27 protein-coding genes, 1 rRNA gene and 1 other annotated feature are annotated in these 25,965 nt (G+C 50.8%); of the genes, 14 read left to right on the top strand and 14 right to left on the bottom strand.

Going from position 1 to position 25,965, the window contains the following annotated elements:
* Positions 1 to 76: 76 nt before the first annotated feature.
* Positions 77 to 559: an SsrA-binding protein SmpB gene (smpB, locus tag OGV74_RS05725; RefSeq protein ID WP_003031211.1), complete on the bottom strand. Its 483-nt coding sequence runs from the start codon at positions 557 to 559 to the stop codon at positions 77 to 79.
* A gap of 154 nt (positions 560 to 713) precedes the next feature.
* On the opposite strand from smpB, the gene ratA reads away from it, so the two are divergent.
* Both ratA and OGV74_RS05715 read left to right on the top strand, forming a co-directional pair.
* Positions 714 to 1,157 carry a type II toxin-antitoxin system toxin RatA gene (ratA, locus tag OGV74_RS05720; RefSeq protein WP_003031213.1) on the top strand — a complete coding sequence of 148 codons (444 nt, stop codon included), beginning with the start codon at positions 714 to 716 and terminating at the stop codon, positions 1,155 to 1,157.
* Complete coding sequence (locus OGV74_RS05715; protein WP_003839823.1) at positions 1,141 to 1,437, top strand: RnfH family protein; 297 nt, start codon at positions 1,141 to 1,143, stop codon at positions 1,435 to 1,437. The genes ratA and OGV74_RS05715 overlap by 17 nt, the downstream gene beginning before the upstream one ends.
* A gap of 50 nt (positions 1,438 to 1,487) precedes the next feature.
* Here OGV74_RS05715 and bamE read toward each other — a convergent pair whose 3' ends face one another.
* The 3 genes from bamE to nadK form a co-directional block, all read right to left on the bottom strand.
* Positions 1,488 to 1,832 carry an outer membrane protein assembly factor BamE gene (bamE, locus tag OGV74_RS05710; protein ID WP_003826401.1) on the bottom strand — a complete coding sequence of 115 codons (345 nt, stop codon included), beginning with the start codon at positions 1,830 to 1,832 and terminating at the stop codon, positions 1,488 to 1,490.
* A gap of 149 nt (positions 1,833 to 1,981) precedes the next feature.
* On the bottom strand, positions 1,982 to 3,643 hold the full coding sequence (recN, locus tag OGV74_RS05705; RefSeq protein WP_003845854.1) for a DNA repair protein RecN: 1,662 nt from the start codon (positions 3,641 to 3,643) through the stop codon (positions 1,982 to 1,984).
* A gap of 85 nt (positions 3,644 to 3,728) precedes the next feature.
* A complete protein-coding gene (gene nadK, locus OGV74_RS05700) occupies positions 3,729 to 4,607 on the bottom strand; it encodes an NAD(+) kinase (protein WP_003031220.1) in 879 nt (292 codons plus the stop codon).
* A 122-nt stretch (positions 4,608 to 4,729) separates the two neighbouring features.
* Between nadK and grpE the strand changes: the two genes are divergently transcribed.
* Positions 4,730 to 5,323 carry a nucleotide exchange factor GrpE gene (gene grpE / locus OGV74_RS05695; RefSeq protein WP_003031221.1) on the top strand — a complete coding sequence of 198 codons (594 nt, stop codon included), beginning with the start codon at positions 4,730 to 4,732 and terminating at the stop codon, positions 5,321 to 5,323.
* Between the two features lie 49 nt (positions 5,324 to 5,372).
* Here the strand turns inward: grpE and OGV74_RS05690 are convergent, their stop codons facing one another.
* A complete protein-coding gene (locus OGV74_RS05690) occupies positions 5,373 to 6,662 on the bottom strand; it encodes an HlyC/CorC family transporter (RefSeq protein WP_008324538.1) in 1,290 nt (429 codons plus the stop codon).
* 18 nt (positions 6,663 to 6,680) lie between these two features.
* On the bottom strand, positions 6,681 to 7,472 hold the full coding sequence (locus OGV74_RS05685) for a cytochrome C assembly family protein (RefSeq protein WP_003031224.1): 792 nt from the start codon (positions 7,470 to 7,472) through the stop codon (positions 6,681 to 6,683).
* A gap of 165 nt (positions 7,473 to 7,637) precedes the next feature.
* Here OGV74_RS05685 and ffh point away from each other — a divergent pair, with 165 nt between their 5' ends.
* From ffh to rplS, 5 genes are all read left to right on the top strand, one after another.
* Entirely contained in the window at positions 7,638 to 8,999 is a 1,362-nt protein-coding gene (gene ffh, locus OGV74_RS05680; protein ID WP_003031226.1) for a signal recognition particle protein, read from the top strand.
* 249 nt (positions 9,000 to 9,248) lie between these two features.
* Positions 9,249 to 9,497, top strand: coding sequence for a 30S ribosomal protein S16 (gene rpsP, locus OGV74_RS05675; protein WP_003031228.1), 249 nt, complete (start codon positions 9,249 to 9,251; stop codon positions 9,495 to 9,497).
* A gap of 18 nt (positions 9,498 to 9,515) precedes the next feature.
* Positions 9,516 to 10,064: a ribosome maturation factor RimM gene (gene rimM, locus OGV74_RS05670; RefSeq protein ID WP_003031230.1), complete on the top strand. Its 549-nt coding sequence runs from the start codon at positions 9,516 to 9,518 to the stop codon at positions 10,062 to 10,064.
* Between the two features lie 44 nt (positions 10,065 to 10,108).
* Positions 10,109 to 10,876 (top strand): tRNA (guanosine(37)-N1)-methyltransferase TrmD, encoded by a 768-nt coding sequence (trmD, locus tag OGV74_RS05665; RefSeq protein WP_003031232.1) that lies wholly within the window; start codon positions 10,109 to 10,111, stop codon positions 10,874 to 10,876.
* A 39-nt stretch (positions 10,877 to 10,915) separates the two neighbouring features.
* A complete protein-coding gene (gene rplS / locus OGV74_RS05660; RefSeq protein ID WP_002914145.1) occupies positions 10,916 to 11,263 on the top strand; it encodes a 50S ribosomal protein L19 in 348 nt (115 codons plus the stop codon).
* Between the two features lie 131 nt (positions 11,264 to 11,394).
* Here the strand turns inward: rplS and OGV74_RS05655 are convergent, their stop codons facing one another.
* From OGV74_RS05655 to OGV74_RS05640, 4 genes are all read right to left on the bottom strand, one after another.
* Positions 11,395 to 11,877: an OmpA family protein gene (locus tag OGV74_RS05655; RefSeq protein WP_044713232.1), complete on the bottom strand. Its 483-nt coding sequence runs from the start codon at positions 11,875 to 11,877 to the stop codon at positions 11,395 to 11,397.
* A gap of 12 nt (positions 11,878 to 11,889) precedes the next feature.
* The gene (dgcN, locus tag OGV74_RS05650; RefSeq protein ID WP_032949832.1) at positions 11,890 to 13,116 is read right to left on the bottom strand and encodes a diguanylate cyclase DgcN/YfiN; all 1,227 of its coding nucleotides are present in this window, start codon (positions 13,114 to 13,116) and stop codon (positions 11,890 to 11,892) included.
* Complete coding sequence (yfiR, locus tag OGV74_RS05645; protein WP_003839843.1) at positions 13,109 to 13,627, bottom strand: regulatory sequestration protein YfiR; 519 nt, start codon at positions 13,625 to 13,627, stop codon at positions 13,109 to 13,111. Before yfiR ends, dgcN begins: the two co-directional genes overlap by 8 nt.
* A 158-nt stretch (positions 13,628 to 13,785) precedes the next feature.
* Positions 13,786 to 14,160 (bottom strand): DUF2799 domain-containing protein, encoded by a 375-nt coding sequence (locus OGV74_RS05640; protein ID WP_086504439.1) that lies wholly within the window; start codon positions 14,158 to 14,160, stop codon positions 13,786 to 13,788.
* Positions 14,161 to 14,374: 214 nt separating this feature from the next.
* Here OGV74_RS05640 and aroF point away from each other — a divergent pair, with 214 nt between their 5' ends.
* Positions 14,375 to 15,445, top strand: coding sequence for a 3-deoxy-7-phosphoheptulonate synthase AroF (aroF, locus tag OGV74_RS05635; RefSeq protein WP_003031241.1), 1,071 nt, complete (start codon positions 14,375 to 14,377; stop codon positions 15,443 to 15,445).
* A gap of 10 nt (positions 15,446 to 15,455) precedes the next feature.
* A complete protein-coding gene (gene tyrA, locus OGV74_RS05630; RefSeq protein WP_086504438.1) occupies positions 15,456 to 16,577 on the top strand; it encodes a bifunctional chorismate mutase/prephenate dehydrogenase in 1,122 nt (373 codons plus the stop codon).
* Positions 16,578 to 16,673: 96 nt separating this feature from the next.
* Here tyrA and pheA read toward each other — a convergent pair whose 3' ends face one another.
* The 4 genes from pheA to bamD all read right to left on the bottom strand — a co-directional run bounded on the left by pheA (position 16,674) and on the right by bamD (position 19,430).
* A complete protein-coding gene (pheA, locus tag OGV74_RS05625) occupies positions 16,674 to 17,834 on the bottom strand; it encodes a bifunctional chorismate mutase/prephenate dehydratase (RefSeq protein WP_086504437.1) in 1,161 nt (386 codons plus the stop codon).
* 22 nt (positions 17,835 to 17,856) lie between these two features.
* Positions 17,857 to 17,982: a sequence feature (Phe leader region), on the bottom strand.
* Positions 17,934 to 17,981, bottom strand: coding sequence for a pheA operon leader peptide PheL (pheL, locus tag OGV74_RS05620; RefSeq protein ID WP_100250063.1), 48 nt, complete (start codon positions 17,979 to 17,981; stop codon positions 17,934 to 17,936). It overlaps the preceding feature by 48 nt.
* Before the next feature lie 102 nt (positions 17,983 to 18,084).
* On the bottom strand, positions 18,085 to 18,423 hold the full coding sequence (raiA, locus tag OGV74_RS05615) for a ribosome-associated translation inhibitor RaiA (RefSeq protein WP_003031244.1): 339 nt from the start codon (positions 18,421 to 18,423) through the stop codon (positions 18,085 to 18,087).
* 269 nt (positions 18,424 to 18,692) lie between these two features.
* Positions 18,693 to 19,430 (bottom strand): outer membrane protein assembly factor BamD, encoded by a 738-nt coding sequence (gene bamD / locus OGV74_RS05610; RefSeq protein ID WP_003031245.1) that lies wholly within the window; start codon positions 19,428 to 19,430, stop codon positions 18,693 to 18,695.
* A gap of 131 nt (positions 19,431 to 19,561) precedes the next feature.
* On the opposite strand from bamD, the gene rluD reads away from it, so the two are divergent.
* From rluD to OGV74_RS05590, 4 genes are all read left to right on the top strand, one after another.
* A complete protein-coding gene (gene rluD / locus OGV74_RS05605) occupies positions 19,562 to 20,542 on the top strand; it encodes a 23S rRNA pseudouridine(1911/1915/1917) synthase RluD (protein ID WP_003031246.1) in 981 nt (326 codons plus the stop codon).
* Positions 20,539 to 21,270, top strand: a complete 732-nt coding sequence (gene yfiH, locus OGV74_RS05600; RefSeq protein WP_003845843.1) for a purine nucleoside phosphorylase YfiH — start codon at positions 20,539 to 20,541, stop codon at positions 21,268 to 21,270. Before rluD ends, yfiH begins: the two co-directional genes overlap by 4 nt.
* Before the next feature lie 129 nt (positions 21,271 to 21,399).
* Positions 21,400 to 23,973, top strand: coding sequence for an ATP-dependent chaperone ClpB (gene clpB, locus OGV74_RS05595; protein ID WP_003031249.1), 2,574 nt, complete (start codon positions 21,400 to 21,402; stop codon positions 23,971 to 23,973).
* A 440-nt stretch (positions 23,974 to 24,413) separates the two neighbouring features.
* Positions 24,414 to 25,955: ribosomal RNA gene (locus tag OGV74_RS05590) — 16S ribosomal RNA — on the top strand.
* Positions 25,956 to 25,965: the final 10 nt, after the last annotated feature.

Below are 25,965 nucleotides of genomic sequence, written 5' to 3'. Positions count from 1 at the left end.
TGTATTGGGTGGGTTTCAATAACTAAAAAATAAGAACCAGTCTCAGGGTGAGAGACTGGTCACAGAGGAGTAGCGTTTAGCGACCAGCATTTTTCATAATGCGCGCTTTATCTAACTGCCATTCGCGTTCTTTCACATCGGAGCGCTTGTCGTGCTGTTTCTTACCTTTTGCGACGCCAATTTTCACTTTGCACCAGGCATTTTTCCAGTACAGTGAAAGCGCAACGACGGTATAACCGTCACGATTCATACGACCATACAGGGAGTCGAGTTCACGCTGGTTTAACAACAGCTTACGGGTACGGGTGGGATCACATACCACATGCGTTGAGGCAACAGCCATTGGCGTGAAGTTGGCGCCAAACAGGAACGCTTCGCCGTCTTTAAGGATGACATAGCTATCGCCGATGTTAGCTTTACCTGCGCGCAGAGATTTGACTTCCCAACCTTGCAGAGCGAGTCCTGCTTCGAACTCTTCTTCAATAAAGTATTCGTGTCGTGCGCGCTTGTTAAGCGCGATTGTGGCTGAGCCAGGTTTGTGTGCTTTTTTCTTCGTCATAATGCCGCTCAGTATAGGTAATCTGGAATCGAAAAACACCCCATTTCATCCAGCGGGGCGCAAGGCGCTATCTTAGCACGAGTTAGGCTATAGCGTTTTTTTTAGCGGGGGATAAATGGTATTATTTGTGTGATTGATATTGATGGAAATTGTTATGCCTCAGATTAGCCGGACCGCTTTAGTACCTTACAGTGCGGAACAGATGTATCAGCTAGTGAATGATGTTAAATCCTATCCCCAGTTTTTACCGGGTTGCACCGGTAGCCGTGTGCTGGAGTCAACTCCGGGACAGATGACCGCGGCTGTGGATGTCTCGAAAGCAGGGATTAGCAAAACGTTCACCACGCGCAATCAATTGACCAGTAACCAGAGCATCCTGATGCATCTGGTCGACGGCCCGTTCAAGAAACTCATTGGCGGATGGAAGTTTACGCCACTGAGTCATGAAGCATGTCGTATTGAATTTCATCTCGATTTTGAGTTTACCAATAAGTTAATCGAGCTGGCGTTTGGTCGTATCTTTAAAGAACTGGCTTCAAACATGGTGCAGGCCTTCACGGTTCGCGCGAAAGAGGTTTACAGTGTCAGCGTCGGCTAAAATTGTCGTTGAAGTGGCGTATGCGCTGCCCGAGAAACAGTATCTACAGCGTGTAACGCTGCAACAGGGTGCTACGGTGGAAGAGGCTATCCGCGCTTCCGGGCTGCTGGAATTACGTACCGATATCGATCTCAGCAAAAATAAAGTCGGGATATACAGCCGTCCGGTAAAGCTTGCTGATGTTCTGCATGACGGCGATCGGGTGGAAATATACCGGCCACTGATTGCTGATCCGAAAGAGCTGCGCAGACAGCGAGCAGAGAAATCCGCAAAAAAATAGCAGACAATAAAAAAGGTGCTCATTGAGCACCTTTTTTTGATCTGTTAATCCTACTTGTTGTCGGTCAACGCAGGTTTGTTATCAATGTTCGTCAAAACGCCGCTGCTGTTAAAAGTCAGCGTCAGTGTTTGCTGGGTTACGCCTTCATGACCAGGTTGCTGACGGAACACATAAAACCAGGTGTTAGTGCCAAAAGGATCTGACATCATTGGTGTACCCAGAGCATAAGCAACCTGCTGTTGCGTCATACCCGTGCGCACTTTGGCGACATCGGTAGGTGTCAGATAATTTCCCTGGTTGATGTCAGGGCGGTAAACCACTCGCTCCAGAGTGGAACAGCCTGCAGTCAACATCAGTAGTACTGCTGCAGCAGCAGTCAGCGTTTTACAGCGCATAGTGATTTGATTCCTTTTCGGGCCCGAGCAGTACGCGGCTCATATGTAATATGCCGATGATAATAGACCTTTCACCACTTTAAAACCTTTTGCTGTCGGGTCGGTCGGCGATTTTATGTTGAACTCAGACCTTAACAAGGTAAAAAAGTTTATGCCGCCAGCAGTTCTTTTGCATTTGCGAGGGTATTGCGCGTCACTTCGCTACCGCCAAGCAGGCGGGCTAATTCCTGCAGGCGAGCGCGTTTATCCAACGGCTGCATGTGTGTTTCGGTCATCGCGCCATCTGTTTCTTTGCTGACATAGAAATGTTGATGGCCACAGCCAGCAACCTGCGGCAGGTGAGTAACACACATTACCTGGGTTGACTCGCCCAACTGACGCAGCATTTTTCCCACCACCGCAGCAGTCGGGCCGCTGATGCCGACATCCACTTCATCGAAAATCAGCGCCGGTGTTTCCATTTTACGTGCGGTAATAACCTGAATAGCCAGCGCAATGCGCGACAGTTCCCCACCGGAAGCGACTTTCGCAATCGGCTGCAACGGCTGGCCTGGGTTAGTGGTCACTTTAAACTCTACGCGATCGGCACCGTCTGAGCTCAAATGATGTTCCTCAAATTTCACATCAATGCAAAAGACACCGTGCGGCATTGAGAGAGTATGCATGCTCTCTGTAATAAGTTGTCCCAGTTCCTGAGCATAATGCTGGCGCTGTTGGTGCAGCATTTTTGCCGTTTCCAGTGCCTGCTGGTGGTGATTGTTCACCGCCAGGGTTAAGGTTTCGAGAGAGTCGGCCTGATCGTCTAACTGCTGTTGTTCATCCAGCAATGACTGATAGAACTGTGGCAGCGCTTCAGGGGCAACATGATGCTTTCGCGCCAATGAGATTTGTTTGGAAATACGCTGCTCAAGTTCGAACAAACGGTTAGGGTCTAAATCCAGACGATCGCAATAGTGGCGCAGCTCGTCGCTGGCTTCGCTGAGCTGGATAGTGGCCTCTTCCAGCATGTCCAGAATACCGGAGAGCTTACCGTCCATTCCTGCCAATTCACTAACCAACTGTTTTGCCGTGTACAGCTGGCTTTGCAGATTAACGTCTTCGCCGTCTGCCATGATAGCCAGTGCCTGTTGGCTGGTGGTGAGCAATTGCCCGCTGTTAGCCAGACGCTTGTACTCTTCATCAATTTGCTCAAATTCACCTGGCTGCGGGTTGAATTCGTTCAGTTCTTTTAACTGGTATTGCAATAGCTCTGCCCGGGCTGCGCGTTCCTGACTCTGTTGTTGATGATGTGCCAGGTCACGGCAGCTTTGGTGCCACAGTTGGTAGCGCACAGCCATTTCCTGAGTCAGGGACGCTTCATTGGCGTAGCCATCAAGCAGGGATTTTTGGTGTTCTGATTTTGTCAGGAGCTGATGCGCATGCTGACCGTGGATTTGAATAAGCAACTGGCCCAACTCGCGCAGCTGTGACAGCGGTACGGCAGTGCCGTTAATGAAGCCACGTGAACGTCCGTCGCTGCTGATAACGCGACGTAGCAAACACTCACGGCCTTCCTCAAGCTGGTTTTCTTCCAGCCAGCGCAGGGCCGCGGGGGTGTCTTTTAAGGCGAAGCGGGCGCAGAGGTCAGCTCGCGTGGCGCCTGCACGTACCATGTCGGCGTCTGCGCGTCCGCCCAGGCACAAACCGAGAGCATCAATGGCAATGGACTTACCCGCACCGGTTTCACCGGTAATAACGGTCATTCCGTTCTGGAAATCGATCTCAAGTTCACGAACGATAGCAAAATTGCTGATGGTCAGTTGTGCCAACATAGCTGTTTTCCTGTATGAAAAACCATAACTGTAATTACATACAGTATAAACTGGTTTTTTATACAGTAAAGAGGTTGGCTTTAAATTAGAATAATTTTTTTGACCAGCCTAGCTTAGTGCTTAATGTGTTGAAATAGCTGTAATCTTTTGGGTGTATCAGGTTCAGATGATAATCACAGCGGCGAATTAATACGTCTTCACCTTCCTGTATAGGCAGGGCGATCTGGCTGTCACAGCTGATTTCCAGATCGTTACGGCGATGAGAGAAGCGCAGGCGAATGGTGCTGCTACTGTTGATCACCAGCGGTCGTGCGGAAAGCGTATGTGGGAACATCGGGACTAGCGTAATGGCATCCAGCGAAGGCGTCAGTATCGGGCCTCCGGCAGAGAGTGAGTAGGCGGTAGAGCCGGTCGGTGTGGAAATAATCAAGCCGTCTGAACGCTGGGAGAAGGCAAAAATTTCATCGATATAGACTTCAAATTCAATCATGTGCGCCACTTTTCCGGGGTGCAACACGACTTCATTGATCGCAGTGCTAATACGCTTCTGGCAGTCCAGTTGGCACACCTGGGCTTCGAGTAAAAAGCGCTTTTCGCTGATGTAGTGGCCTTCCAGCACGTCAGCTAACTGTTGTTGTGCATTGTCTGGGTCAAGGTCGGTCAGGAAACCGAGGTTGCCGCGGTTAATGCCAATAACCTTGATGTCATAACGTGCCAGGGTGCGTGCGGCGCCCAGCATATTGCCGTCGCCACCGACAACCACGGCGAGGTCTGCCTGCTGGCCAATCTCTGCGAGCGTACCGGTTTTCACATTTTTCAGCTGCAGCTCGTGGGCGATTTGTTGCTCAACGATTACCTCATAACCTTTGGCGCACAGCCAACGGTAGAGCATTTCATGTGTGGTCAGTGCAGTGGGGTGACGTGGATGCCCCACAATGCCAATACACTTGAAATGTTTGTTCATTTTCTCGAGGTCCTTGTAACGAAGATTAGTGACAATGTGAGTACTTCCCTTGAAACCCTGAATCTTATCCCCATAATAATCCAGGTTAGCGAGATGAATGCGAAAAAAACGCGGAGAAATTCATGAGTAGTAAAGAACAGAAAACGCCTGAGGGGCAAGCCCCGGAAGAAATTATCATGGATCAGCACGAAGAAGTTGAGGCGGTTGAATCAGACGCTTCTGCTGAGCAGGTGGATCCGCGCGATGAAAAAATTGCGAATCTGGAAGCTCAGCTTGCTGAAGCCGAAACTCGCGAGCGCGACAGCGTGTTGCGTATCAAAGCGGAAATGGAAAACCTGCGTCGTCGTACCGAACTGGACGTAGAAAAAGCGCATAAGTTTGCACTGGAAAAATTCGTCAACGAGCTGCTGCCGGTGCTGGATAGCCTGGACCGTGCGCTGGAAGTTGCGGACAAAGATAATGACGCGATGGCGGCGATGGTTGAAGGTATTGAGCTGACCCGTAAGTCAATGCTGGATGTTGTGGCGAAGTTTGGCGTACAAGTGGTTGCGGATATCGACGTGCCGATGGACCCGAACGTGCATCAGGCGATTGCCATGGTAGAGTCTGACGACGTTGCTGCCGGTAATGTGCTGATGGTTATGCAGAAAGGCTATACCCTGAACGGACGTACCATCCGTGCGGCGATGGTCTCTGTGGCGAAAGCCAAAGGCTAATCAGCCTCAGACCGGGTAATGCTGATGCGCTACCCGGTCTGGATTACTCTCACTGGTCCGATACGCTTTCCCGCAGCGGTTTGACGGGCAACACCTGCACCTGTTTAATCATATTGTCCTGCACGTCGAGAATATCGATATCGTACTGCCCAATACGCACACGTGTTCCGGCAACCGGGATCTCTTCCAGCGCTTCAAGAATAATACCGTTCACGGTACGTGCATCATCCTCCGGCAGGTGCCAGTTAAACGCCTTATTGATTTCACGAACGTTGGCGCTACCGTCAATGATAACCGAACCGTCATTCTGCGGCGTGACTTCTTCGGCAAGCGTCGGTGACATTGAGGTCGTGAAGTCACCAACAATCTCTTCCAGGATATCCTCGACCGTAACCAGTCCCTGAATATCACCATATTCATTGACGACCAGGCCCACTTTCTTCTTATTACGCTGAAATTTAATGAGCTGGGTGCTGAGTGGCGTGCCTTCCGGAACGTAATAAATTTCGTCGGCGGCGCGTAACATGGTCTCTTTGGTGAACTCTTTTTTCTCGGCCATCAATCGCCAGGCTTCACGTACGCGTAGCATACTGATAGCGTCGTCCAGCGAGTCACGATACAGCACAATACGACCGTGCGGAGAGTGCGAAAGCTGACGCACGATTGATTTCCAGTCATCGTTGATATCAATGCCGATAATTTCATTACGCGGGATCATGATGTCATCGACGCTGACTTTTTCCAGATCCAGCACTGACAGCAGCATATCCTGGTTACGGCGTGAGATTTGCGAGCGCGATTCATTCACCAGCGTTCGCAGTTCATCTTTACTCAGCGAACCGCTCACTACGATATCCGTTTTGATGCCCATCATGCGCATCAGCAGCCGCGTGATGGTGTTGAGTAACCATACCAACGGCATCATCAGAATCTGCAGGGGAGCCAGCAGGACACTGCTCGGATAGGCGACTTTTTCCGGATATAGTGCGGCAATCGTCTTTGGCAGTACTTCGGCAAAAACCAGTACCACAAACGTCAGTACCCCAGTGGCAATGGCGACGCCCGCATCGCCATACAGGCGCATACCGACAATAGTACCGAGCGCGGAGGCCAGAATATTCACCAGATTATTGCCGATGAGCACCAGGCTTATCAGGCGATCCGGCTTGCGAAGTAACTTTTCAACGCGTTTTGCCTGTCGATTTCCCTGCTTGGCCCGATGACGTAGACGATAGCGATTCAGGGTCATCATTCCGGTTTCAGAACCGGAAAAATAGGCGGAAATGACCACCATGATGAGGAGCGTGACAATGAGCGTGGTGGTGGAGATGTGTTCCACGTAGGATTCCTTAAAGATTTAACTCACGAACTGCTGCAGGATACGACTGCCGAAATAGGCCAGTGTCAGAATGCCTGCGCCTGCGACGTTAAACCATACGACGCGACGTCCGCGCCAACCTTCATGGTAATGCCCCCACAACAGAACGATATAGACAAACCATGCCACGATAGAGAGAACGGCTTTATCAATGTTCTCGGTACTGAACAGGTTATGCATGTAAAACAGGCCTGTGCACAGGGTGAGTGTCAGCAGAACCACGCCAATTTGGGTGATATGAAACATTTTCCGCTCAATACTCATCAACGGCGGCATCTCATTGCTGAAAGCCAGTTTTTTGTTTTTCAGTTGGTAGTCAATCCATGCAAGCTGTAGCGCATAGAGTGCGGCGATAATCAGCGTGGCGTAAGCGAAAAGCGAAAGCCCGATATGGATCATCATGCCCGGCGTAGCTTCGAGATGGGTGATGAACTCGTTAGGCATAAACGTGGCGAAGGCCAGGTTTATCAGCGCAAAGGCGTAGACAATGGGCAGCAATAGCCAGCCTCGATTGCGGGAAGCGACAATGGTCATTACCGTACAGATCATCAGGCTCACCAGCGAGCCGACGTTCAACAGACTCAGGTTTTGTCCGCTTTCACCGCCGGGCAGAATACGCGCTTCCAGGGCGATAGCATGGCTTACCAGCGCGACAACCGCAGAGAGAATAGCCATACGCCGCCAGCCGCTGTTTTTTTGCAGCAGAGCGGGAATAATCAGCGCGAGGCTGACTGAGTAGGCGACAAGGGCGAGCAGAGCAAAAACGGGCATATAGGTGTCGACAGTTGGCCAGTGATAAAGAAAAGCAGTATAGCGTTACGTGACCGCTGCTCCAACCGTTGCATAACAACAAAGGCGGCTTCATGTTATACTGCGACAAATTTCTGTTGATGTGTCGCTGTCGCGACCGACCGTTTCCACCCCAGGCGAGAGACAATGTTTGATAATTTAACCGATCGTTTGTCGCGCACGCTGCGCAATATCAGTGGCCGTGGACGCCTTACTGAAGACAACGTTAAAGAGACGCTGCGCGAAGTGCGCATGGCGCTGCTGGAGGCTGACGTAGCGCTGCCGGTAGTGCGTGAGTTTATCAATCGCGTAAAAGAGAAAGCGGTTGGTCATGAAGTTAACAAAAGCCTGACGCCGGGTCAGGAATTCGTCAAGATTGTCCGTAACGAACTGGTTGCGGCAATGGGCGAAGAAAACCAGACCCTGAATCTGGCTGCACAGCCGCCAGCCGTGGTGCTTATGGCGGGCCTGCAGGGTGCGGGTAAAACGACCAGCGTCGGTAAGCTGGGTAAATTCCTGCGCGAGAAGCACAAGAAAAAAGTGCTGGTGGTCTCCGCGGACGTTTATCGCCCGGCGGCGATCAAACAGTTGGAAACTCTGGCCGAGCAGGTCGGCGTGGACTTCTTCCCGTCGGATGTTGGCCAGAAGCCGGTCGATATCGTTAACGCCGCGCTGAAAGAAGCCAAACTCAAATTCTATGACGTGCTGCTGGTGGATACCGCCGGTCGTCTGCACGTTGACGAAGCGATGATGGACGAAATCAAACAGGTCCACGCTTCTATCAAACCGGTAGAAACGCTGTTTGTGGTCGACGCCATGACCGGTCAGGATGCCGCGAATACCGCAAAAGCCTTTAACGAAGCGCTACCGTTAACCGGCGTAGTACTGACAAAAGTTGATGGTGATGCCCGTGGCGGTGCGGCGCTTTCTATTCGTCATATTACCGGTAAGCCAATTAAATTCCTCGGCGTCGGCGAGAAAACCGAAGCGCTGGAGCCGTTCCACCCGGACAGGATTGCTTCGCGTATTCTCGGCATGGGCGACGTGCTGTCGCTGATCGAAGATATCGAAAGCAAGGTTGACCGCGCGCAGGCAGAAAAATTAGCCAGCAAGCTGAAAAAAGGCGATGGCTTCGATCTCAATGATTTCCTTGAACAGCTCAACCAGATGAAAAACATGGGCGGTATGGCAAGCCTGATGGGCAAGCTGCCGGGCATGGGTCAGATCCCTGACAATGTGAAATCGCAGATGGACGATAAAGTTCTGGTGCGTATGGAAGCCATCATCAATTCGATGACGATGAAAGAACGCGCTAAGCCGGAAATTATCAAAGGTTCCCGTAAACGCCGTATCGCTGCCGGTTGCGGTATGCAGGTACAGGACGTAAACCGCCTTCTGAAACAGTTCGACGACATGCAGCGCATGATGAAGAAAATGAAGAAGGGCGGTATGGCGAAGATGATGCGTGGTATGAAGGGGATGATGCCGCCCGGCTTCCCTGGCCGCTAATCGGCCTGGCTTGTTTGCCATTTCGGCACTGGGGTGTGCTCGCCATCCTCACGTACTGCGTGTACGCTCCGGTGGCTGCGCACACACCGGCACCGAACTGACGGCACCGCCGACGGCCTTTTATAGCAGAGTTATCAACTGCTGATTGCATTTTCCCCAGAAATCAGTAAAATTTTCGGGCTTTTAATATGACACCCGGGCTCCGTTCCTCGATGGGGCCTGGGTGTTTTATTCACACAAGAGGATGTTATGGTTACTATTCGTTTAGCTCGTCACGGCGCTAAAAAGCGTCCGTTCTACCAGGTTGTTGTTACCGACAGCCGTAATGCACGCAACGGTCGCTTCATCGAGCGCGTTGGCTTCTTTAACCCAATCGCTAGCGAAAAAGAAGAAGGCACTCGCCTGGATCTGGATCGCATCGCTCACTGGGTTGGCCAGGGCGCGACTATTTCTGATCGCGTAGCTACGCTGATCAAAGCAGCAAACAAAGCAGCTTAATCTGTCACGGTGGTCATGATGAGCAAGCAACTCGCCGCACAGGCTCCTGTAGAACCCATCGTTTTGGGGAAAATGGGGTCTTCTTACGGTATCCGTGGTTGGCTCAGAGTGTTTTCTTCCACTGAAGACGCCGAAAGCATTTTTGACTATCAGCCCTGGTTTATCCAGAAGGCGGGTCAGTGGCAGCAAGTACAGCTGGAAAGCTGGAAGCACCACAATCAGGATCTGATCATCAAGCTGAAAGGCGTTGACGATCGTGATTCGGCGAATCTACTGACTAATTGCGAAATTGTCGTGGATTCCTCGCAGTTGCCAGCGCTGGAAGATGGTTCCTACTACTGGAAAGACCTTATGGGCTGCCAGGTAGTGACCACTGAAGGCTACGATCTCGGTAAAGTCGTCGATATGATGGAAACCGGTTCGAATGACGTCATCGTCATCAAGGCAAACCTGAAAGATGCGTTTGGTATCAAGGAACGTCTTGTGCCGTTCCTCGATGGGCAGGTTATCAAGAAAGTCGATCTCGCTACTCGAACTATCGAAGTAGATTGGGATCCTGGTTTTTAAACCACCGGATAAACGGTAAAAGTCGGCGTTATGGGGATTGGCTTGTGTTTATAGGTATCGTTAGCCTGTTTCCAGAAATGTTCCGCGCAATTACCGATTACGGGGTAACTGGCCGGGCAGTAAAAAATGGCCTGCTGAACATCCAGAGTTGGAGTCCTCGTGACTTTACTCATGACCGGCACCGTACCGTGGACGATCGTCCGTACGGCGGCGGACCGGGGATGTTAATGATGGTGCAACCTTTACGGGACGCCATTCACGCAGCAAAAGCTGCGGCTGGTGAAGGCGCAAAGGTGATTTATCTTTCACCTCAGGGACGCAAGCTTGATCAAGCGGGCGTTAGCGAACTGGCCACGAATCAAAAGCTGATTCTGGTATGTGGTCGCTATGAAGGAATAGATGAGCGCGTGATTCAAACCGAAATTGACGAAGAATGGTCAATCGGCGATTACGTACTCAGCGGTGGTGAGTTACCGGCAATGACGCTGATCGACTCCGTTTCCCGATTTATTCCGGGAGTTCTGGGTCATGAAGCTTCAGCAATCGAAGATTCGTTTGCTGATGGATTGCTGGATTGCCCGCACTATACCCGACCTGAAGTGTTAGAGCAGATGGAAGTACCGGCAGTGTTACTGTCAGGAAACCACGCTGAGATACGTCGCTGGCGTTTGAAACAGTCGCTGGGCCGGACCTGGCTTAGAAGACCTGAACTTCTGGAAAACCTGGCTCTGACTGAAGAGCAAGCAAGGTTGCTGGCGGAGTTCAAAAAGGAACACGCACAACAGCAACATAAACATGATGGGCAGGCGTAAGCCCCCAATATCAGTTTACCCAGGATAAGAGATTAAATTATGAGCAACATTATTAAGCAACTTGAACAAGAACAGATGAAGCAGGACGTACCTTCCTTCCGTCCGGGTGATACCGTGGAAGTGAAAGTATGGGTTGTTGAAGGTTCCAAAAAACGTCTGCAGGCATTCGAGGGCGTGGTTATCGCTATTCGTAACCGCGGTCTGCACTCTGCATTCACTGTTCGTAAAATTTCCAACGGCGAAGGCGTTGAGCGTGTCTTCCAGACTCACTCTCCGGTAGTTGACAGCATTGCTGTTAAACGTCGTGGTGCTGTTCGTAAAGCTAAACTGTACTACCTGCGTGAGCGCACTGGTAAGTCTGCTCGTATCAAAGAGCGTCTTAACTAAGATTCGCGCAAGCGACATCCTGTTAGAAAAGGGCTGGCCGAAAGGCTGGCCCTTTTTTTATCCCGACGTTTGCTCTGTTGTTCTTTATGGCAATGGAATGACTGCGCGGCGCGCAGCCAGTTGGGGGATAATTATGGCGTCGTGATCACTACCGCCACGCGACGATTTTCAGCACGACCTTTTGATGTCTGGTTGCTGGCAATGGGATATTTCTTCCCGAGTCCCTGAGTCGTCAGGTTGGTGCGGGGAATATTAGCGCCCTGCGCCCAGGCATCGGCAACCACATTCGCGCGTTTGAGCGACAGAGCTTCGTTATAGCTGTCTTCACCGTAGTTATCAGTATGACCGTCCAGGCGCGCATGGTTAAGCCCGGTAGCAGCCAGTTTAGAAGCCATCTCCTGGATCTGCTTTTCGCTTTCGGGGCGGAGCTTGTAGTCGTTTTTATCAAACAGGATGTTATCAGACAGGCCCAGAGACCAGTCTCCTGATGCTTCAGTAAATCCGTATGATTTCATGGCTGCAATTTGCTCTGGGGTAAATTTCCCCTGAGGTGCCTGACAGCCTGCCAGAATCAGTAAAAGCAGAAGAAACGGGGATAATAAACGTTTTAGCATGTGTGTAATTCCTTATTTTTTAATAATGCGTTCAGAACGCAAATGTTTAGCCTGATACATATTTTGATCGGCAAGTTCTTGTAATTTTTCGGCAGAGGCATGTTCCCACGTCAGCGCAAATCCAATGCTGAGTGTCATGCTTGCCAGATGACCATTATGTAGGTCAAAAGGTCGGTTAAACTCTTGTGACAGTGCCGCGCAGATCCGCTGAACCTCATATTCAGAATGAACGCTATACAGCACCATCGCGAACTCGTCGCCGCCAAGTCTGTATGGCGAATGTCGATTACCGCCAAATTCGGACAGCCTTTTAGCGACTTCAATCAGAACCCGATCCCCCGCAGCGTGGCCCCAGGTATCATTGATAAATTTAAAATTATCACCATCAAGGAATAACAAAGCGGAGCTGCTGTGGGCGGCATCGTCATTCATCAGCGCGTTAATACTGCTACGAAAAGCGGCGCGATTTGCCAGGCCCGTCAGAGGATCATGTAGCGCGGTACGCAAAAGTTGAGCGTTCTTTGCCTGCAGCCGAAGTTGCCACTCCTCCATCTCGTCCAGCAGACTATTAAAGTCCTGGGCAAAAAGATGAAACTCCTCAATGCGTTCCTCGGAAACGCGTCGCGAAAAGTTACGGTTGGTACGTACATCATGTACCACCTCGGTTATATTTTGCAGGGCTTCCACGACGCCATTGTGTAAATAGCGGGTGAGCATTAATGCTATGCCTGATGCCAACAAAATGCACCCGGTAAGAACGGCCAGCGACAAATAGATGAAACGGCTGATAACGCTATCGCGTGCAGTCAATCGTACTTCGCCGATGACGTTGCCATTATGCAAAATAGGCTGAGTGACCGGTTGTGGGAACAGCCAGTGGCTGATCAGTCCGCTGATCTTCTCCGTGGTGTCTTGCGCGTTATAGCGCCAGGTGGCGATCACCTTCTGGTGTTTATTACGAACTTCCGCAACGGAAAATTGCCCTTGCTGGCCCAGTGCCGCCAGTGTTTCAGTTGCTGCAACACTATCAGAAAAGACTAATGCAGCTTCAAGCGTGCGGGTCATGGTAGCGGCAGTCAGATCCAGATTCTTTTGCGCATACTGTCTTAATGCCAGCACGGAAGAAATGCTGAGCAGCAGCCAGATCAACGTCATCGTCACCAGGACACTGATTATGCTGATACGCCGTAATGTCCGTTTAAACGTTGGGCGTGTTACAGGAAAATGGCCCTTATCCATGCTTATTATTCCGTGCAAGCATCAATACGTCAGGACTTACCCTTACGCCGCTGCGTGAAAGGGAATCCATATTTACGGAAAATCTCACATCTTCATCTTTAATTATGAGGCAAAAGGCGCTGCCAATAACGCATTCGGGATTTTGTTCTGCAATTAATAGCAATGCCTTAGTCGGATATTTATTCTTTAATTCCACCTGATAAGTAGGTGATTCTTTTCCAAAATAAAAACCGTCACATTGCGAAACTAATATTTCTTGTTCCGTACGAATGATGACGGGAAGATAGGGTAATGCCCCAGTACTGGTATCTTCCAGAACACTGGAAAAACGCGATGAAGAGAAAATACACAGTTTGGGTGGCCCGGAAAGTGCTGGCCAGCGTGTATAACTGACGATGCCGGAAACCATAGCACGTACAGATTTTGCTTCTTCTGTAACGCTTTGGGCGTACAGCGGTAACCCGGTCAGGAGCAGTGCCAGTAGAAGTATGAGTCGGTAAGAATAGCTCATGAATAGTTACCTACCAGCGTTTGCCGTAAAGCGTCGAAATACATTCAAGATTGTTTAAGACAAAATAACATTATTTTCCTAAGCCGTCATTATTCTAGGGGTAAAGCAGATGGCGATTTAAGTTAAATCCTAGTTGTCTGTAATATTTAAACCATTGTTTAGTTTAATCTTATTGAGGCAGCACCTTCGTTTGCTCCTTTTTTCCAGGCATCGTGTAACTGGTCAATATTTTCGACCGTATCACAACTTGCAGGAAAGGTTTTCCCGGTCAGACCTCTGGCGTAAACAAAATCTTGCTGGCAGATTTTGCGTTGCCCTTCGGCGTAACCCTTAAGATATTTCGTACGATCGACTTCGGGATCATTGAAGTTGTCGGCAAGAGTTTCATTATCTTTAACGGCATAGCCCGAAATGGCATCTTGTATCCCGGCGTTATACCAGTCGGTACCAGTCCAGGTGGGGGCATGGGTATAGGGATCTATCTGACATCCGCTAAGAAGGAATAGAAATAAGGTGCTGATGAGTTGCTTCATTGCCTGTGCTCCCTTGTTTTTTTAAGCATAGCGGATCTTAAAATTCGCGATGTAAATATAAGTGTACATTTATAAGGGCTGTTTTTGCCTTAAAATAAAGCTGTGTAAATTAAAATTTACGGATTGTGGATTGAAATCTTTACCTGTTGTGGTATCGTTATTTCCTCCTCGCTGAGGATCAACTATCGCAAACGAGCTAAACAGGATCACCATCATGCAAAAAGACGCGCTGAACAACGTACATATTACCGACGAACAGGTTCTGATGACCCCGGAGCAGCTGAAAGCTGAATTTCCGCTGAGCCAGGAGCAAGAGGCGCAAATCGCCCAGTCGCGTAAAACCATCTCAGATATTATCTCCGGTCGCGATCCGCGCCTGCTGGTCGTATGTGGCCCATGCTCCATTCACGATCCTGAAATGGCTATTGAGTATGCTCGTCGATTTAAAGCCCTTGCCGCAGAGGTCAGCGATAGCCTCTACCTGGTGATGCGCGTCTATTTTGAAAAACCCCGTACCACCGTTGGCTGGAAAGGGTTAATTAACGATCCTCATATGGATGGCTCTTTTGATGTTGAAGCAGGTCTGAAAATTGCGCGCCAGCTGCTGCTTGAACTGGTAAATATGGGACTGCCGCTGGCAACTGAAGCGCTGGATCCAAATAGCCCGCAATACCTGGGCGATCTGTTTAGCTGGTCCGCAATCGGAGCCCGTACCACGGAATCGCAGACACACCGCGAAATGGCTTCCGGTCTTTCGATGCCGGTTGGCTTTAAGAATGGTACTGACGGTAGCCTGGCGACCGCCATTAACGCCATGCGTGCGGCTGCGCAGTCGCACCGCTTTGTTGGTATTAATCAGGCCGGGCAGGTTGCGCTGTTGCAAACTCAGGGGAATCCGGACGGCCACGTGATCCTGCGCGGGGGTAAAGCGCCGAACTACAGCCCGGCAGATGTCGCCCAGTGCGAAAAAGAGATGGAGCAGGCGGGACTACGACCTTCTCTGATGGTAGATTGCAGTCATGGTAATTCCAATAAAGATTACCGCCGTCAGCCTGCCGTGGCTGAATCCGTAATTGCACAAATCAAAGATGGCAATCGCTCGATCATTGGTTTGATGATTGAAAGTAATATTCACGAAGGCAACCAGTCTTCTGAACAGCCGCGCAGCGAAATGAAATACGGCGTGTCCGTAACCGATGCCTGCATTAGCTGGGAAATGACGGATGCGCTGCTGCGTGAAATTAGTCAAGATTTAAACGGTCAGCTGTCGGCGCGTGTAGCATAAGAGGTTGGTTATGGTTGCTGAATTGACCGCATTACGCGATCAAATTGATGAAGTCGACAAGGCGCTGCTGGATTTACTGGCACGCCGCCTGGAGCTGGTTGCCGAAGTTGGTGAAGTAAAAAGCCGTTTTGGGTTGCCGATTTACGTGCCGGAACGGGAAGCCTCTATGCTTGCCTCTCGCCGGGCAGAAGCGGAAGCCCTTGGCGTGCCGCCGGATCTGATTGAAGATGTGCTACGCCGCGTTATGCGTGAGTCTTATTCCAGTGAGAACGACAAAGGGTTTAAAACGCTTTGTCCTTCTCTGCGGCCGGTAGTGATCGTCGGTGGCGGCGGTCAGATGGGGCGTCTGTTTGAAAAAATGCTCACCCTGTCAGGTTACCAGGTGCGGATCCTGGAACAGCAGGATTGGGATCGCGCGCCGGAGATCGTCTCTGATGCTGGGATGGTGATCGTCAGTGTGCCGATCCACATCACCGAGCAGGTGATCGCCAAACTACCGCGTCTGCCGTCTGACTGCATCCTGGTGGATCTGGCTTCAGTGAAAAATGGTCCTTTGCAGGCGATGCTGGCTGCACATGATGGCCCGGTGGTGGGGTTACACCCAATGTTTGGTCCGGACAGTGGCAGCCTGGCAAAGCAGGTCGTCGTTTGGTGTGATGGACGTCAGCCGGAAGCCTATCAGTGGTTTCTGGAACAGATTCAGGTATGGGGTGCACGACTACATCGGATCAGCGCCGTTGAACACGATCAGAACATGGCGTTTATTCAGGCATTGCGTCACTTTGCGACCTTTGCTTACGGTCTGCATTTAGCGGAAGAGAATGTTCAACTGGAGCAGCTGCTGGCGCTCTCTTCGCCGATTTACCGTCTTGAACTGGCGATGGTTGGCCGTCTGTTTGCCCAGGATCCGCAGCTCTATGCCGATATTATTATGTCGTCTGAGAACAACCTTGCGCTGATCAAACGCTACTACCAACGTTTTGGTGAGGCGATTGGTTTACTGGAACAGGGCGATAAGCAAGCGTTTATCGACAGTTTCCGTAAGGTCGAGCATTGGTTTGGCGATTATGCGAAACGCTTCCAGAGTGAAAGCCGTACTTTGTTACGCCAGGCGAATGACAGCCGTCCTTAATTAAGATGCCGGATGGCGGCTTCGTCTTATCCGGCCTACAAAAATCGCATGAATTGTAGGCCGGATAAGCGTAGTGCCATCCGGCACTGTCAAACGTTAGCTCGGATCGACCGGCACCACGTTCTCACTCGGATAGCATCCCAGTACTTTCATCGAACGTGTAATCTCACCCAGCTCCTTCAATGCTTTTTGCATCTGCGGGGATTCCAGGTTGGCCTGAATATCAAGGTAAAACATCTCTTCCCACGGATTGCCGTGAATCGGGCGTGACTCCAGTTTAGTCATAATCAGATTATGGTTACGCAGCACCAGCAATGCTTCTACCAGAGCACCGGCCTGTTGTCCTGTTGCCATCAGCAACGTGGTTTTTGCCGGAACCTGGTCGGATACATTGATTGCTTTACGTGCCAGCACCACGAAGCGGGTGATGTTTTGTGTTTGGTTAGCTTCAATGTGCTCAAGAACCTGCAAACCATACAGCACGCCTCCGGCTTCGCTCCCCAGAGCCGCCACGCGCGGCGAGTTAGCCTGCGCAACTTTTTCCATTGCCGCAGAGGTGCTTTCAGTGTACTCAATCTTCCAGTGCGGGTAGCGATTCAGGAACTTGCTGCACTGCTGGAACGGCTGTGGATGGCTGTATACCGTTTCAATGGCCTCAAGATCCGTCGTGCCGGACACCAGTACACAGTGGTCTATCGTAATGGTCATCTCGCCAACAATAGACAGGCTGGTGTGCTGTAGCAGGTCGTAAACGTCGTTAATCCCACCGGAGCTGGTGTTTTCAATCGGAACCACAGCATAGTCAGCCTGTCCGGTTTCGACCTGATTAAAGATATCGGCAAATTTTGCGCAGCCGCTTTCAATAAATTGTTCAAAATGGCGGGCGGCGTACTGACGTGCTGCCAGATGGGAATATGATCCTTTTGGCCCAAGGAAGGCCACGCGCGCGGAGTGTGGGTTAATTTTGTTCAGGTGCTGCTGGAGCAGAGCCTGTTGAGTCAGGACGGAGTCTTCGATTATGAGCTGGAACAGGCGGGTAATGTAGTGAGCATCGAGATGATGTGCTTTGCCCAACTGAATCAGGCGATCCAACAGGTCACGTTCACGGTCGATATCTCGTACCGGACGATGTGAAAGCAGTTTAGCTTTACCAACTTCTACGGCCAGTCCACGTCGCTCAGCCAGCAGGGCCAGTAATTTTTCATCCAGCGTGCTGATCTTATCGCGCAGCGCCAGCAATGGGTTTTCCGATGTCATAGTGTTGCCTTTCTTGTTATCAATAAAAAAGGCCCCCCGTTGTGGGAGGCCTTATTGTTCGTCTTCGCATTCTTTATCACACGACGAAACGCCTCCCATTCAGGGGAAGGTAAAAAAGAATGCGAAGAAGAACGGGACAAGTTTCATGTAATTTTCCTTTGGCTACGTCAGTAAAGTACCCGTACTGTTTTCACCCTGTCAACAAAAAACGCGCCCGAAGGCGCGTTGGCGATACACTCAATGTAAAGGACTACTCTTCTTCTGCTTCGACGAAGTTGGCGTCTTTGACTGAAGTTGTTGCACGACGGGCTTCGCCTTTGTGCTGCACTTTATTGAGCTGCCGTTCCAGCTTGTTGATCAAATCGTTAATTGCGGTGTACATATCCTCGTGTTTTGCGCTGGCGACCAGATGTCCGTTCGGTGTATTGATGGTGGCATCAGCAATGAAACCCTGTGGCTCCTTAGACAGAATGATATGTGGATTAATCAGATGAGTTTGCCATTTTTCTAGTTTGGCGAGACGGTCTGCGACATGCTGGCGAATTGCCGGAGTAATTTCCATTTGTTTACTGGTAATGTTCATTGTCATAAATTTTACCTCTTGTCTTTCCCGTCTTGGTGATTCCAGCATACCGTTCCCAATGTCAAAATGCGTGATCTAAATCACATTTTTTTGTCGCTTTTTGTCAAGAAAACCTTTTTGTGAGGCACCGCAGGAACAGGCGATTTTTTACTTGAGGAATACCTGAAAGCAGGCCATATTTGATGGGATGCGTCGGAGCTAAACCGCTTCAGTTGTAGCGTTAACGGATAAAAAAACGGCAGCCCTTGGGCTGCCGTTTTGCATTCTGAGGTAAATCAGGTATTGCTGCTGTTGGCGGCAATGATTTTCGCTACTTTTTCTGCCTGCGCATTCATCTGCATCTGGCGATAAGCTTTTTCCATTAACGGCAGAGCATCACGTGTTGCCTGAGTATCAGGGTAGTCGCGTAGCATACCTTCCACACGGTTTACCACGGCAACCCATGCACCGCGGGCAGTGTAGTATTCCGCAACGGAATATTCATACTTCGCCAGACGATCTTTCAGGAACACCAGACGTTTGGTGGCATCAGTGGTGTACTGGCTGTTCGGATAGCCACGTACCAGTTTGGAAAAGTCATTAAACGCAGCTCGGGCGTGTTGCGGATCGCGATCGCTGCGATCAACACCAAAGAATCCTTGCAGTGCGCTATCATCCAACGCCATATTGGTCAGGCCACGCATATACATGACATAATCAATGTTAGGGTGTGTCGGGTTAAGACGGATAAAACGATCGATAGCAGCCTGAGCAAGTGGCAGATCGGCGTTTTTGTAGTAGGCGTAGATGAGATCTAATTGCACCTGCTGAGAATACGGTCCAAATGGATAACGGTTATCCAACGCTTCCAATTGCGTTATTGCCTGTTTCCAGTTACCGTCCTGCAGCTTTTGCTGAGCAGTCGCGTAGATTTCATTTGGCGGATTATCGGGCACCTCTTCCTTTGAACCAGAGCAACCCGCCAAAAACAGGCTCAACGTGGCTGCTGCCACCAGATATTTCATGCGCGTCATGACGTTTTGACTTTCCTCAAAATGTAATACGGGAGATTCTCTGTTCCTGCTCCCGGTTAAGACCAGCTACAATAGCACACTATATTAAACGGCAAAGCCGTAAAACCCAACGTTAAACGAAGAAGCAGTTTATGGCACAACGAGTAGAACTCACCGCAACAGTCTCCGAAAATCAGCTCGGTCAACGCTTAGATCAGGCTTTGGCCGAATTGTTCCCTGATTATTCGCGATCGCGCATAAAAGAATGGATCCTCGACCAGCGCGTGCTGGTAAATGGCAATCTTTGCGATAAACCGAAAGAAAAAGTGTTGGGTGGAGAGCGTGTCTCCATCAATGCAGAAATTGATGAAGAGGTTCGTTTTGAACCTCAGGATATCCCACTGGATATCGTTTATGAAGATGATGATATTCTTGTCATCAACAAACCCCGTGACCTTGTAGTGCATCCGGGCGCCGGGAATCCTGATGGTACGGTATTGAATGCGTTACTGCATTACTACCCGCCAATCGCGGATGTTCCTCGTGCCGGTATCGTACACCGTCTGGATAAAGACACGACCGGATTAATGGTGGTGGCAAAAACGGTTCCGGCACAAACACGTCTGGTTGAGTCATTGCAGCTGCGCGAAATTACCCGTGAGTACGAAGCCGTAGCAATTGGTCACATGACTGCTGGCGGAACCGTTGAGGAACCGATTAGCCGTCACCCGACCAAGCGTACGCACATGGCGGTACACCCAATGGGGAAACCGGCGGTAACGCACTATCGCATTATGGAACACTTCCGTGTGCACACGCGTCTGCGGTTGCGTCTGGAAACCGGACGTACGCACCAGATCCGCGTGCACATGGCACATATCACTCATCCGCTGGTGGGCGATCAGGTCTACGGCGGTCGTCCACGTCCACCGAAAGGCGCTTCTGACGAATTTATCTCCGTACTGCGTAAGTTCGACCGCCAGGCGCTACATGCGACCATGCTGCGTTTGTATCACCCGATTTCCGGTATCGAAATGGAATGGCATGCGCCGATCCCACAAGATATGGTGCAATTGATTGAAGTGATGCGCGCTGATTTCGAAGAACATAAGGATGATATTGCCTGGCTATGAGTAAGCTAATTGTTCCGCAGTGGCCGATACCTCAAGGTGTCGCGGCGTGTAGTTCTACCCGTATTGGCGGAGTCAGTATGCCGCCTTACGATTCGCTGAATCTGGGCGCCCATTGCGGCGATAACCCGGAGCATGTTGAAGAGAACCGCAAACGACTGTTTGCTGCGGGCAATCTGCCGTCAAAGCCGGTCTGGCTGGAGCAGGTCCACGGTAAGGATGTCCTGAAACTGACAGGCGGGCCTTACGCCTCCAAACGCGCAGATGCGTCGTATAGCAACACGCCGGGCACAGTGTGTGCGGTAATGACCGCTGATTGTCTGCCGGTGCTGTTTTGCAATCGCGCCGGGACGGAAGTGGCTGCGGCCCATGCGGGTTGGCGAGGATTATGCGCTGGCGTGCTGGAAGAGACGGTGGCGTGTTTTGCCGACGAACCTGAAAACATTATTGCCTGGCTAGGACCGGCGATAGGCCCAAACGCCTTTGAAGTGGGAGCAGAAGTTCGCGAGGCATTCATGACGAAAGATCCGCAAGCGGACCTCGCATTTGTACCGCGCGGCGACAAGTATCTGGCGGATATCTACCAGCTTGCCCGTCAGCGGCTGGCAAATGTCGGCGTGGAGAACATCCACGGCGGCGACCGTTGCACCTTTAGTGAAAGTGAGACGTTCTTCTCTTATCGTCGCGACAATACCACGGGTCGTATGGCAAGTTTTATTTGGCTGATATAACCTAAAGAATCAAGACGATCCGGTACGTGTAATTTTCTTTTCACATAATTCAGGTCATTCACCTTGAATAATTGAGGGATGACCTCATTTAATCTCCAGTAGCAATTTTGACCTGTTATGGGAGGAGTTATGCGTCTGGATCGTCTTACCAATAAATTCCAGCTTGCTCTTGCCGATGCCCAGTCACTCGCATTGGGGCACGACAATCAATTCATCGAACCACTTCATCTAATGAGCGCCTTGCTGAATCAGGAAGGGGGATCGGTACGTCCTTTATTAACGTCTGCTGGCATTAATGCTGGCCAGTTACGTACAGCCATTGACCAGGCGTTGAGCCGCTTGCCGCAGGTAGAAGGTACCGGCGGTGATGTGCAGCCTTCTCAGGAACTGGTGCGTGTACTGAATCTTTGCGACAAGCTGGCGCAAAAACGTGGGGACAACTTTATTTCGTCAGAACTGTTCGTTCTGGCGGTGCTTGAGTCACGCGGTACGCTGACCGATTTATTAAAATCAGCAGGGGCGACGACCGCCAATATCACTCAGGCAATTGAACAAATGCGTGGAGGTGAAAGCGTGAATGACCAGGGGGCTGAAGACCAACGTCAGGCCTTGAAAAAATATACCGTCGATCTGACTGAACGTGCTGAACAGGGCAAACTCGATCCAGTTATCGGCCGTGATGAAGAAATTCGCCGTACCATTCAGGTGCTGCAACGTCGTACTAAAAATAACCCAGTGTTAATCGGTGAACCCGGTGTCGGTAAAACAGCCATTGTTGAAGGGCTGGCCCAACGCATCATCAATGGTGAAGTGCCGGAGGGCTTAAAAGGCCGTCGTGTACTGGCGCTGGATATGGGCGCGCTGGTGGCTGGGGCCAAATATCGCGGTGAGTTTGAAGAGCGCTTAAAAGGTGTGCTGAACGATCTCTCGAAACAGGAAGGCAACGTCATTCTGTTTATCGACGAATTGCATACCATGGTTGGGGCGGGTAAAGCCGATGGCGCGATGGACGCCGGGAACATGCTGAAACCAGCGCTGGCTCGCGGGGAACTGCACTGCGTAGGTGCCACAACGCTTGATGAATATCGCCAGTACATCGAAAAAGATGCGGCGCTGGAACGTCGTTTCCAGAAAGTGTTTGTGGCTGAACCTTCAGTGGAAGACACCATCGCAATCTTGCGTGGCCTGAAAGAACGTTATGAGCTGCACCATCATGTGCAGATTACTGACCCGGCGATTGTTGCGGCAGCTACGTTGTCTCATCGTTATATTGCCGATCGTCAGTTACCGGATAAAGCTATCGACCTTATTGACGAAGCGGCATCCAGCATTCGTATGCAGATTGACTCCAAGCCGGAGGAACTCGACAGACTCGACCGCCGTATTATCCAGCTCAAACTGGAACAGCAGGCATTAATGAAAGAGTCTGATGAGGCAAGTAAAAAACGTCTCGATATGCTCAACGAAGAGCTGGACGACAAAGAGCGCCAGTATTCTGAGTTAGAGGAAGAGTGGAAAGCTGAAAAAGCCTCCCTCTCGGGAACGCAAACTATCAAGGCTGAGCTGGAGCAGGCAAAAATCGCCATCGAACAGGCGCGCCGCGTTGGCGACCTGGCGCGGATGTCTGAACTGCAGTACGGCAAAATTCCTGAACTGGAAAAACAGCTGGAAGCAGCCACCCAGTCTGAAGGCAAAACCATGCGTCTGCTGCGTAATAAAGTCACGGATGCAGAAATTGCTGAGGTGCTGGCGCGCTGGACCGGGATCCCGGTTGCTCGCATGCTGGAAGGCGAACGGGAAAAACTGTTGCGTATGGAACAGGAGCTGCACAGCCGTGTGATTGGTCAGAACGAAGCGGTGGAAGCCGTTTCTAACGCCATCCGTCGTAGCCGCGCGGGCTTGTCCGATCCGAATCGTCCGATTGGTTCATTCTTGTTCCTTGGTCCAACCGGGGTCGGTAAAACCGAACTGTGCAAAGCGCTGGCAAACTTTATGTTCGACAGTGACGACGCAATGGTGCGTATCGATATGTCCGAGTTTATGGAGAAACACTCGGTGTCTCGCTTGGTTGGGGCACCTCCGGGATATGTCGGTTATGAAGAAGGTGGGTATCTGACGGAAGCAGTACGTCGTCGTCCTTACTCTGTCATCCTGCTGGATGAAGTGGAGAAAGCGCACCCGGATGTGTTCAACATTCTGCTGCAGGTGCTTGACGATGGTCGTCTGACTGACGGACAGGGAAGAACGGTCGATTTCCGTAATACGGTTGTCATCATGACCTCGAACCTGGGCTCCGATCTAATCCAGGAACGCTTTGGTGAGCTGGATTACGGCCACATGAAAGATATGGTGCTGGGCGTCGTGAGCCATAACTTCCGACCGGAATTCATCAACCGTATAGATGAGGTTGTTGTATTCCATCCGTTGGGTGAGCAGCACATTGCTTCTATTGCTCAGATCCAGCTGCAGCGTCTGTACAAACGTCTGGAAGAGCGTGGCTATGAAATCCATATTTCTGACGAGGCGCTTAAACTGCTGAGTGCGAATGGTTACGATCCGGTGTATGGCGCACGTCCATTGAAACGTGCTATCCAGCAGCAGATCGAAAACCCGCTGGCGCAGCAAATTCTGTCTGGTGAACTGATTCCGGGCAAAACGATTCGTCTGGAAGTGAATGACGATCGCATCGTGGCAGTGCAGTAAGTCACAAAACAACAATAAACGGGCCCTGCGGGGCTCGTTTTTGTTTAAAATTCAGGCGAAAATAGACGTATTGATTGAAAAGTAATCGCTTGATAAGTTTTTTATATTTTTAACTTGTCAGCCCGAAATAACTCCCTATAATGCGCCTCCACTGACACGGAACAACGGATTACAAGCCGCCGGGTCAGCGGGGTTCCACTGAGAACTCCGGCGAAGAAAGCGAAATTAAATGCTTGACTTCGTGGCGGGATGGCGTATTATGCACACCCCGCGCCGCTGAGAAAAAGCGAAGCGGCACTGCTCTTTAACAATTTATCAGACAATCTGTGTGGGCACTCGAAGATACGGATTCTTAACGTCGCAAGACGAAAAATGAATACCAAGTCTCTGAGTGAACATACGTAATTCATTACGAAGTTTAATTCACGAGCATCAAACTTAAATTGAAGAGTTTGATCATGGCTCAGATTGAACGCTGGCGGCAGGCCTAACACATGCAAGTCGAACGGTAGCACAGAGGAGCTTGCTCCTTGGGTGACGAGTGGCGGACGGGTGAGTAATGTCTGGGAAACTGCCCGATGGAGGGGGATAACTACTGGAAACGGTAGCTAATACCGCATAACGTCGCAAGACCAAAGAGGGGGACCTTCGGGCCTCTTGCCATCGGATGTGCCCAGATGGGATTAGCTAGTAGGTGGGGTAACGGCTCACCTAGGCGACGATCCCTAGCTGGTCTGAGAGGATGACCAGCCACACTGGAACTGAGACACGGTCCAGACTCCTACGGGAGGCAGCAGTGGGGAATATTGCACAATGGGCGCAAGCCTGATGCAGCCATGCCGCGTGTATGAAGAAGGCCTTCGGGTTGTAAAGTACTTTCAGCGAGGAGGAAGGCGTTGTGGTTAATAACCGCAACGATTGACGTTACTCGCAGAAGAAGCACCGGCTAACTCCGTGCCAGCAGCCGCGGTAATACGGAGGGTGCAAGCGTTAATCGGAATTACTGGGCGTAAAGCGCACGCAGGCGGTCTGTCAAGTCGGATGTGAAATCCCCGGGCTCAACCTGGGAACTGCATCCGAAACTGGCAGGCTAGAGTCTTGTAGAGGGGGGTAGAATTCCAGGTGTAGCGGTGAAATGCGTAGAGATCTGGAGGAATACCGGTGGCGAAGGCGGCCCCCTGGACAAAGACTGACGCTCAGGTGCGAAAGCGTGGGGAGCAAACAGGATTAGATACCCTGGTAGTCCACGCCGTAAACGATGTCGACTTGGAGGTTGTGCCCTTGAGGCGTGGCTTCCGGAGCTAACGCGTTAAGTCGACCGCCTGGGGAGTACGGCCGCAAGGTTAAAACTCAAATGAATTGACGGGGGCCCGCACAAGCGGTGGAGCATGTGGTTTAATTCGATGCAACGCGAAGAACCTTACCTACTCTTGACATCCAGAGAACTTAGCAGAGATGCTTTGGTGCCTTCGGGAACTCTGAGACAGGTGCTGCATGGCTGTCGTCAGCTCGTGTTGTGAAATGTTGGGTTAAGTCCCGCAACGAGCGCAACCCTTATCCTTTGTTGCCAGCGATTCGGTCGGGAACTCAAAGGAGACTGCCAGTGATAAACTGGAGGAAGGTGGGGATGACGTCAAGTCATCATGGCCCTTACGAGTAGGGCTACACACGTGCTACAATGGCATATACAAAGAGAAGCGACCTCGCGAGAGCAAGCGGACCTCATAAAGTATGTCGTAGTCCGGATTGGAGTCTGCAACTCGACTCCATGAAGTCGGAATCGCTAGTAATCGTGGATCAGAATGCCACGGTGAATACGTTCCCGGGCCTTGTACACACCGCCCGTCACACCATGGGAGTGGGTTGCAAAAGAAGTAGGTAGCTTAACCTTCGGGAGGGCGCTTACCACTTTGTGATTCATGACTGGGGTGAAGTCGTAACAAGGTAACCGTAGGGGAACCTGCGGTTGGATCACCTCCTTACCTTAAAGAA

This window comes from Citrobacter sp. Cf116 (genome assembly GCF_030336505.1).
Classification (GTDB): domain Bacteria; phylum Pseudomonadota; class Gammaproteobacteria; order Enterobacterales; family Enterobacteriaceae; genus Citrobacter; species Citrobacter freundii.
The sequence above is the reverse complement of the archived record's forward strand: the minus strand, read 5'-3'. Positions and strand labels throughout refer to the sequence as shown.